Consider the following 9,066-nt stretch of genomic DNA (forward strand, 5'->3'; position numbering starts at 1 on the left):
CATGAATAAGTTTTACAAGCGGTTTTTGTTCTTGATACTGCTCGTCCTCGTGATATCCGGCATTGTCATCTATTCGACGGTCGATATCCACACGCTGCGGAATCTGGACAAATTCCAGCCATGGTCGATTGCATTGGCGATACTTGCTGTCAGCTTGGGCATGTTCTTTGATGGCAGCCGTCTGATGCACATGGTGAAAATTTCAAATGAGAAGATTACCTTGTACCAAGCGGTACAAGTCATTTTCGGCAATTATTTCTTGGCGCTGCTGACGCCGGGGGCGACGGGTGGTGCCGTGGCCCAGCTGATGTTCCTGCGTCATGCAGGGGTGCCGACAGGCAAGGCGACGGTACTGGTCATAGTGCGCACGCTGTTGTCTATCCTGTTCCTGGTGTTCTGCATGCCCTTTATCTTCATGCACGATGCGGGCATCATTCCCGGGGTGTCGAATGAGACACTGATGGGCATCACGTTGACGGCCTTTGCGGTCATCTTGGCGATTATTGTTGGCGCGCGGCGTGGTTATCTGGATTACGTGGTCGTCCGTTGTTCCAAGCGCATGAAGAATGAGCGGCGCCGCAAGTTTTTTGCCTTCTACCGGGATACCAAGAGTGCCATCAGCCTCCTGTCCAAGGCACCGCGCTGCATGCTGCTGGTGTTCCTGGAATCGGGACTCAATCTGCTCTGCATCTATGCCATCGTGCCGTGCCTTCTATTGGGGCTCGGCGTGACGGATGCCGATTGGTATACAGTCATGGGCCGCATGATCTTTCTGAACATGCTGCTGTATTTCACGCCGACGCCGGGGGGATCCGGCATCGCCGAGGGCGGCTTTGTGCTGCTTTTCAGTGAGACAGTCCCGGCTGGTACCGTGGGCATTGTCGCGGTATGCTGGCGGCTGATTGCCGAATACATTCCGTTCTTGATCGGTCTTTACTATACGTTGACGGTGTTCGGCCGTGACTTCCTTAACAGGCAGTTGAACAAGTGATAGAAGACAGCCCCGCTGGTATGCCTGGTCTTACCGGTGGGGCTGTTTTAGGAGAAAGATTTGAGGAAGGTGAGAGTAGTGGCAAAAGAATTGCGTAGTGGCTATACGACTGGTGCATGTGCGGCAGCTGGCGTCAAGGCAGCTCTGTTGTTTGCAGCCGGCGAAAGCTGGCAGGAGATCGAGCTCACGGCGCTTGATGGTACGCAGCTAGTCATTCCCGTCAAGGCCGTTGAGCGGACAGCGGCAGGCCTGACGGCTGAGGTTGTCAAATTTTCAGGCGATGATCCCGATATCACCAATGGTGTGTCGGTATTCACGACGGTGCGGCGGCTGGAGCAGGAGCAGCCCGGAATCGTATTCCGGGCTGGCGAAGGGATTGGCACGGTGACCAAGCCGGGGCTGTCTGTCCCCGTAGGGGAACCCTCCATCAATCCAGGGCCGCGGCAGCTCATACGCAATGTGGTGGCGGAAGTGCTCGGGACGGATCAGGTGGCGCTGATGGTCACGATTGCAATCCCCGCTGGCGTGGAACTGGCACGGCAGACGCTCAATCCGATACTCGGCGTTGAGGGAGGGATTTCCGTCATCGGCACGACTGGTGTCCTGCGGCCGATGTCGGAGGAAGGGTTCAAGAATTCCCTGGTGCCGCAGATTGATGTGGCCAGAGCCGCAGGCTTTGCAGATCTGATCTTCGTCCCTGGTAAGATCGGGGAGCGCATTGCGACTGGCTGGGGCCTGCCGCCGGCGGCAATGGTGCAGACGAGCAATTTCATCGGCTTCATGCTCGAGGCGGCGGCTGAACGCAAGGTCCAAAGAGTGTTGCTGTTTGGCCATATTGGCAAGCTCAGCAAGGTGGCGGCTGGCGTCTTCTATACGCATAACCGCATCGCCGATGGCCGCTTGGAGACATTGGCCGCGTATGGTGCTGCTGAAGGCTTGCCGCAGGCAGAGGTCTGTAAGCTGCTGGCTGCCACGACGACCGAAGACGCGCTCGTCGTGCTGCAGCAGGCAGGCTTGCAGGAAAAGGTATGCCAAAGACTGGCCGAGCGTGCAAGCCTGCGGGCGGAGCGTTATCTTTTCCAGAAGCTCAAGGTCGGTACCGTCATGGTGACTTTGGCTGGTGAGCTGCTGGGAATGGATGCGACGGCCAGAGAGATCGGGGAGGGATTCGGATGGAAACTGCCGCAGTAAAACATAGGATCGTTGTCGCGGGAATCGGGCCTGGCAATCCCGATTATATGGTGCCGCTGGCAAAACAGGCGATTGCCGGGGCCAAGGCGCTGGTCGGCGGACGGCGGGCCTTGGCCCAGTTTGCAGCACCAGCGGCAAGCGGGCAGCAGACGCTAGCTGTCACCCGTGATATCGCAGGGGTCATGGCCTTCATTGAGCGGGAACTTCACCAGCATGATGTCGTGGTCATGGTTTCCGGCGATCCAGGCTATTATTCGTTGCTCGATGCCTTGCGGCGCAATTTCCCTGCGCAACAGATTGCCGTGATTCCTGGCATCAGCGCGCTGCAGCTGGCCTTTGCGCGGCTGGCGCTGCCCTGGCACGATGCGCGGCTGGTGAGCTTCCACGGCCGCCGTCCGCCAGCGTCCGCGCTGTGTTATGAACCGGGGGCTGTCCTGGGGATGCTGACCGATGGCGAGCAGAACTCCAAAACAATACCACCCTTGCTCATTGAGCAAGGGTGGCCGAAGGATGCCAAGCTGCATATCTGCATGCGGCTGTCCTATGCGGATGAAGAGATACGTACGGTCAGCCTCGGCGAGGCCATGGAGCTGCCTGCCTATGCAAGCGGCATCCTGATTGCCGAGGGCTGAATCAGATGTACTGCTGGGCAATGCTGAGCAGCAGCCCGATGATGCCGGAGCCGGCCAAGAGGCGGATGACGCCGATCTTGCGGCGTACAGCAACAAGCGAGCCTGTGAGGATGATGATGCCCAGCGGGTCGATTGTCGTGAGGTCGGCGGGCAGCGTTTCCGTATTCCAGAGCGCCAGTACGATGAAGCTGATGCCGGCGGCGGCAATCAGTGCGACGACGGCTGGACGCAGGCCATTGAGGATGCCGCGGATCGCGCCGATATCTCCATAGCTGAAAAAAAGCCGCGTGAGCGCGATGCCGATGATGAGCGATGGTGTGCAGAAGCCGACGGTGGCACAGACAGCCCCGCCAAAACCTGCAATCTTCTGCCCTGCAAAGGTGGCGGCGTTGATGCCGATCGGACCTGGGGTCATCTGGGAGATTGTGAAGATATCGACGAACTCGCCAAGGCTCATCCAATGATAGGTGTCGACGACGGCAGACTGGATCAGGGGCATCGAAGCGTAGCCGCCGCCCACGCAGAAGATGGCGACTTTGGCGAATTCCCAAAACAAAAGCAAGTATATCATGACAAGACCTCCTTATTTGCTGTACTTCTGGTCACGCAGGAACAATAAGCCGATGATGCCGTCGATGATGACGAGCAGCATGATGTTGACATCAAAAAAGAAATTGGCGAGAAAAGTTCCAGCGATGATGGCCAGGGGGAGCAGCAATTTTTTTTTGACTTGCTTCTGCAACAGATCGATAGCGACGTTGACAATCAGAGCGGTGGCACCGCATTGCATGCCCTTGAGTGCATAGCGTACATAGGGATTGCTGGCGAACCAGCTGTAGGCGCAGGATATGGCAGAAAGCGTGATGAGCGGTGGCAGGATCGTCGCCGCCAGCGCGGTGAGGGTACCGGCAAGGCCGGCCATGCGGTAGCCGAGTATGATCGAGGCGTTTACGGCAACGACACCGGGCATCGATTGGGCGATGGAGACAAGGTTCAAGGTATCCTTATCGGTCAGCCAGCCGTATTCATCGACGTACTTGGCGCGCAGCAGCGGAATGATGACAAAGCCGCCGCCGACGGTGAAGGCGCTGATGAGGAAGGTGGATTGGAAGAGCTTCCAATAGAAGTTGGGGCAGCTGGCGGCAACGGATTTCATTTCTTCGTTGGACATAGGTGTACCTCCTGATTGAGTGGCTGGCTAGAACCGTCAGCCGGAATATTGAGTGCGGCAAGGAATTTTTCGGCGAGATTTGAGAGATAGGCATCGCGCCGCCAGATGATGGCAATGCGCGTAGCAAGCGATGGCTCGTCGATCTTCTTGATATGGAGCTGCTCGTGGGCGGCAAGATTGGCCGCCGAGGCCGGCGTGATGGCGATGCCAAGGCCTGCATTGGCCCAGAGGATCGTCGTGCGGGCATCGTCGTTGCGGCAGTAGATTTCCGGCTGGATGGCCTGGGCGGTGAACGCATCGTCAAGGACCCGATGGAAGCGGCGGTAGATGATGAGCTGGCGCTGGTCGAGCTCGTGCAGCGCGATGGTATCCCGTCCCGGACACCAGTCGAGTCCTGCGGTCATGGCGGCGATCATCGGCTCTGGTTCAAGATAGGCACAGTGGAACTGGCTGGCATTGAAGGGGGTACGCACGATACCAATCTCGATGACGCCTTTTTCCAGCAGTTCGATGAGCTGATAGGTATTGGCGTCGTAGATCTCGAAATGGACATCCCGGTATTGCTGCTGGAAGCGCTGCAGGCCGGGATGCCACAGGATACTGCTCGAAGATGAGATGGTGCCGATGGCAAGCGTACCGCGCAGTCCCTGGCAGAGATCGGCAATCTCACGGCTGGTCGAATCGGCCAGGGCTAGCAGCTGCTGGGCCCGCCGGGTGAGCAGGCGGCCTGCAGCTGTGAGCTCGATATGATGGGGGCCGCGCTTGAAAAGCTCGGTGCCCAGTTCGCTTTCGAGCAATTTCATCTGCTGGGAAAGGGGCGGCTGTGCCATGTGGAGTTTCCGGGCAGCTGCGGTGATCTGCCGTTCATCGACAACGGTCAAAAAATACTTCAACTGCTTGAGGTCCATAGTATTACGATATCCTTTCCATACAAAAACAATATATACATCTAATGGTTGATATTTTTTTCGTATCACTCTGGTCTTATCATACTGCAGCGGCCTCCGGAATGCAAGCTGCCGGACAAGGATAGCGGAGGAGCAAGTGTAACCAATGCAACAGACGCAGGCGGAGAGAATGGCTATAATAAAGGCAGAAGATGAATGATGCGTGGGTTAGAAGGAGCCGCTATGAAGAAAATCGATTTGAACCTTACGGTAGGTGAATTGGTGAATATGTATCCAGAGCTGCGGGATATCCTGGCAGAGCTGGGCTTTGACAAGATCATGAATCCGCTGGCTTTGAAGGTGATGGGCAATATCATGACCCTGCCGCGCGGAGCCGCGGTCAAGGGTGTGCCGCTGGAAAAAGTTGTTGCGGTCTTGCAGGAGCGTGGTTTTACGGTTACAGGCTATGCGGATGATGAAGCGCGCAAGGAAAAATTGCGCAGCTATATCGAGCGTCTGAGCCAGGGAGAAGAGCTGGAGTCTGTGCGGGCAGAGTTCGTCCGTGAGTTCGCAAGCGTATCAGCGCTGGAGATCGCGACAGCGGAGCAGGAGCTCATAAAAAGCGGTGTACCCATGTGCCAGGTACAGAAGCTCTGCGATGTGCACGCAGCGATGTTCCATGGCCGGACGGAGGCCGAAGTCATAAAGGAGGAGCTCAAGGCGCAGGCAGCCAAGATGGAGGACTTTACCGGCCGAGATTTGCCGGCTGGACATCCGCTGAGCCTGCTGCGGGCAGAAAACACAGGGCTGGAGAAGGTCCTTGACACCATCACCAGGCAGTGTGAGGGCAGCAATCCGGAGACTGGCGTGGTGGTTGAGGCCTTGCGGGCTTTCCATGGTGTGCGGGCGCATTATGCCAAGAAGGAAGAGCTGCTGATGCCGCTGCTCTACAACTATGGTGTGACAGGGCCGTCGCAGGTCATGTGGGGCGTCGATGATGAGATCAAGAAGGAACTCGGCGTGCTGACGCGCGCTGTGCAGGAAGATGAAGACAATGTGCGCATCTACAAGGGACGCATTGCGGCTTTGGCGCAGCGTACGCGGGAGATGATCTACAAAGAAGAACGCATCCTTTTCCCGCTTTGCCTGCGTTACTTCACAGCGGAGGAGTGGAAGCGTGTCTACCGCGATTTCCCTGAGATGGGGATCGCATTTGTGGCTGAGCCCGCTATCTGGCCGGAGGGGGAAGCTTGGGCAGCGGCTGAGCTTGAACGGCTGAGCGAGCAGGAGATTCTTGCTGGCAGGATCCAGCTGCCGACAGGCGAGCTCACCGTCAAGCAGCTGCGGGCGATGTTGTCGCTACTGCCCGTCGATATCACGTTTATCGATGAAAACGACAAGCTGCGTTTCTTCATCAATGAAGGCAATATTTTTCCGCGTCCCAAGGCAGCACTGGGCCGTGATGTCTACGATTGCCATCCGCCGCAGATCGTTCCGGTCGTCAGGAATCTGCTGGCTGATTTCAAGGCGAAGAAACGTGATTCCCTTGAAGTGGCCCGCTATATCATGGGCAAGCCAGTCATGGTGAAGTACATGGCCGTCTATGATGCGGACGAGTGCTATATCGGCACGGTCGAGGTCGTACAGGACTGTAGTCACATCCTCGCCAAATTCCCGCCGCGCAAGTAATCGTTGGCTCGAATCTTGAAAAATTCAGAAAACGCCTCTATAATAGAACTGACAGTAACATGTAGTCTATATATGGAGGCGATTTTTATGTTCCGGACGATACCTTTCAATCTGCGGGAAAATGCTGAGCGTGGACGCGAAGTATTGGAGAAGGCCTTGGAGTTCATGGCAGATCAGCCGTTCAATCCGATGGGGAAAGTCAGCAGCGCGTTGTCGCCGTTCCGCGTCGATGTCATTGACACCGAGACGGCTTATGAGCTGTTTGCCGAGTTGCCAGGCTTCTATAAAGAACAGATCAACGTTTCCTATGACGACAACAACTACCTGCGCATCCGGGCCGAACGTCCTGAAAACGAGATGCAGGTGAAATATCTCTGCCGGGAACGCCGCAGCGGCCAGTTTGAACGCACTTTCCTGATCGACGGCATCAAGAAGGAGGATGTCAGTGTCTCCTATGAGAACGGCATCCTGCATATCATGATGCCGAAGGAAGAAGAACGCGACAACCGCACCGTGTTCGATATCGATTAAAATATTTTACGGTTCCTCTTGTTCCTGGCAGGATTTTCGTGGTATAGCGGGAATAATATACGGTGAGAGATGTAGTATCGGAAGGCTTCCCGCGGGGAAGACTGGCAGAGGAAATAGGAGGGACTATCTATGATGGATGAAAAAGACTGGGTGGAATTCAAACGGAAACTGAAGGCGAAGACGGAAATCGATCTTGATCTATATAAAGAGCCGCAGATGAAGCGCCGTATCGGCAATCTTGTCACGCGCGCTGGTATGGATTCCTACAGTGCATATTTTGATAATGCAGCCAAGGATAAGGATGATTTCGCTGCTTTTATCGAGTATCTGACAATCAACGTATCGGAATTTTTCCGTACGCCGGAGAAATTCGGCAAGCTGGAAACAGACGTCATTCCGGATCTGCTCAAGCGTTCGCCAAAACTCAATATCTGGAGTGCAGGCTGTTCAATCGGTGCAGAGCCGTATTCGCTGGCAATCATCATGAAGGAGATGACGCCGAATACGCGTCATCGCATTCTGGCATCCGACTTGGATGTCGAAATCCTGGCCAAGGCAAAACGGGGCATCTATACGGACAACGAAATCAAGGCAATGACGCCGCAGCGCCGGGCACAGTATTTTGATAAGGTCGAGGGTGATAAGTTCGCGGTCAAACAGGAAATCAAGAGCTGCATCGAATTCAAGCGGCACAATCTCCTGAAAGACAAGTTTGAGGAAGGATTTGATCTCATTCTCTGCCGCAATGTCGTCATTTATTTCACAGAAGAGGCCAAGGATCAGCTGTATGCGAACTTCTTCAAGGCCCTGAAACCGGGCGGTATCCTGTTTGTCGGTGCAACTGAGGCCATCCTCAATTTCCGCAAGTTGGGCTATACCAGCTTCCAGCCGTTCTTCTACCAGAAACCGTTAGCGTAGGTAAAACATAAACAATAAAGTCAAACGGAGCTAAGACATGTATGCGAACCAACAGATCGAACAACTGGATAGAGAGAAGCTGCAGGATTTGCAGCTCGAACGGCTGAAGAAGCAAATCAAATGGGCGCAGGAGAAGAGCCTTTTCTACCAAAGACAATTTGCGGAAAAGGGCGTATCCGCTGCGGATATCCAAAGTCTTGCGGACATTGCCAAATTGCCGTTCCTGGAAAGAAATATGCTGTATCGTGTTGATTCGCTTGATATCTTGACGATGCCGCTTTCGGGGATCCTGCGCTTCAATGTGATGCAGCAGGAAACCGGCGAGATCACCAAGTTCTATACCAATGGGGATATTGCGCATAATGTCGAGATGATGACGCGCTGCCTGGTGGCTGCGGGCATCACAAATGCATCGATTGTGGCCCTGCAGGGCGATATGTCTGACAGCCGTCTTCTGGACATCCAGTATGCGCTGGAGCTGATCGGCTCGACGGTGGTGCCGATGGGCACAGATTACCGGCAATGGCTCCGTCTGATGGAGCTTATGAGCATGGATACCCTGGTCAGCACGCCACAGCTCATCATGCAGCTGATCATCCAGCTGCAGGCAACGGGCAAGAACATCGTGGACTACCCGCTGAACCGTGTCATCTGCTGCAATACGCAGGGGGTGCAGAATCCGATGCAGCGTCATATCCAGGATCGCACCAAGGCGCAGGTGTTCAATCTCTATGAACCGGCGGAACTCGGGACGGCAGGTATACTGTATCCCTGTGAGGCACATAACGGCTATCATATCCAGGAAGATTATTATTATCCAGAGATTGTGGCCTTCAACAGCGACCAGGTGGTAACGGAACCGCATCAGATGGGTGAGCTGGTGCTTACCAGCCTCATGAATGAGGCCATGCCGCTGATACGCTACCGCACCGGACAGGCCGTGATGATGGAGACCGAAGAATGCCGCTGCGGCCGGACACTTCGTCGTGTCACGACACCGTTTTCTTTTATGTAAGCAAAGGGACATATTCCTGCGAGGGGATATGTCCTTTCTTT

General features: G+C 55.3%; 10 protein-coding genes. 7 read left to right on the forward strand and 3 right to left on the reverse strand.

Annotated elements, in window-relative coordinates; genetic code table 11:
* Window position 1: 1 nt before the first annotated feature.
* The 3 genes from BM181_RS00330 (at window position 2) to cbiE (ending at window position 2,814) form a co-directional block, all read left to right on the forward strand.
* Complete coding sequence (locus tag BM181_RS00330; RefSeq protein WP_075441384.1) at window positions 2–991, forward strand: lysylphosphatidylglycerol synthase transmembrane domain-containing protein; 990 nt, start codon at window positions 2–4, stop codon at window positions 989–991.
* 78 nt (window positions 992–1,069) lie between these two features.
* Window positions 1,070–2,182, forward strand: coding sequence for a cobalt-precorrin-5B (C(1))-methyltransferase CbiD (cbiD, locus tag BM181_RS00335; protein ID WP_075441386.1), 1,113 nt, complete (start codon window positions 1,070–1,072; stop codon window positions 2,180–2,182).
* Window positions 2,164–2,814: a precorrin-6y C5,15-methyltransferase (decarboxylating) subunit CbiE gene (cbiE, locus tag BM181_RS00340; RefSeq protein WP_075441388.1), complete on the forward strand. Its 651-nt coding sequence runs from the start codon at window positions 2,164–2,166 to the stop codon at window positions 2,812–2,814. Before cbiD ends, cbiE begins: the two co-directional genes overlap by 19 nt.
* A 1-nt stretch (window position 2,815) precedes the next feature.
* On the opposite strand, the gene BM181_RS00345 is transcribed toward cbiE, so the two are convergent.
* From BM181_RS00345 to BM181_RS00355, 3 genes are read right to left on the reverse strand one after another with little or no spacing between them, the layout of a single operon-like run.
* Entirely contained in the window at window positions 2,816–3,385 is a 570-nt protein-coding gene (locus BM181_RS00345) for a chromate transporter (RefSeq protein WP_075441390.1), read from the reverse strand.
* 12 nt (window positions 3,386–3,397) lie between these two features.
* Window positions 3,398–3,985 (reverse strand): chromate transporter, encoded by a 588-nt coding sequence (locus BM181_RS00350; protein WP_075441392.1) that lies wholly within the window; start codon window positions 3,983–3,985, stop codon window positions 3,398–3,400.
* The gene (locus BM181_RS00355) at window positions 3,967–4,893 is read right to left on the reverse strand and encodes a LysR family transcriptional regulator (RefSeq protein WP_075441394.1); all 927 of its coding nucleotides are present in this window, start codon (window positions 4,891–4,893) and stop codon (window positions 3,967–3,969) included. Before BM181_RS00355 ends, BM181_RS00350 begins: the two co-directional genes overlap by 19 nt.
* Before the next feature lie 222 nt (window positions 4,894–5,115).
* On the opposite strand from BM181_RS00355, the gene BM181_RS00360 reads away from it, so the two are divergent.
* The 4 genes from BM181_RS00360 (at window position 5,116) to BM181_RS00375 (ending at window position 9,025) form a co-directional block, all read left to right on the forward strand.
* Window positions 5,116–6,561, forward strand: a complete 1,446-nt coding sequence (locus BM181_RS00360) for a DUF438 domain-containing protein (protein ID WP_075441396.1) — start codon at window positions 5,116–5,118, stop codon at window positions 6,559–6,561.
* 87 nt (window positions 6,562–6,648) lie between these two features.
* The gene (locus BM181_RS00365; protein WP_075441398.1) at window positions 6,649–7,092 is read left to right on the forward strand and encodes an Hsp20 family protein; all 444 of its coding nucleotides are present in this window, start codon (window positions 6,649–6,651) and stop codon (window positions 7,090–7,092) included.
* A 129-nt stretch (window positions 7,093–7,221) separates the two neighbouring features.
* On the forward strand, window positions 7,222–8,010 hold the full coding sequence (locus BM181_RS00370; protein WP_075441400.1) for a CheR family methyltransferase: 789 nt from the start codon (window positions 7,222–7,224) through the stop codon (window positions 8,008–8,010).
* 37 nt (window positions 8,011–8,047) lie between these two features.
* Entirely contained in the window at window positions 8,048–9,025 is a 978-nt protein-coding gene (locus BM181_RS00375; protein ID WP_075441402.1) for a phenylacetate--CoA ligase family protein, read from the forward strand.
* Window positions 9,026–9,066: the final 41 nt, after the last annotated feature.

Source organism: Pseudoselenomonas ruminantium, assembly GCF_900113715.1.
Taxonomy (GTDB): domain Bacteria; phylum Bacillota; class Negativicutes; order Selenomonadales; family Selenomonadaceae; genus Selenomonas_A; species Selenomonas_A caprae.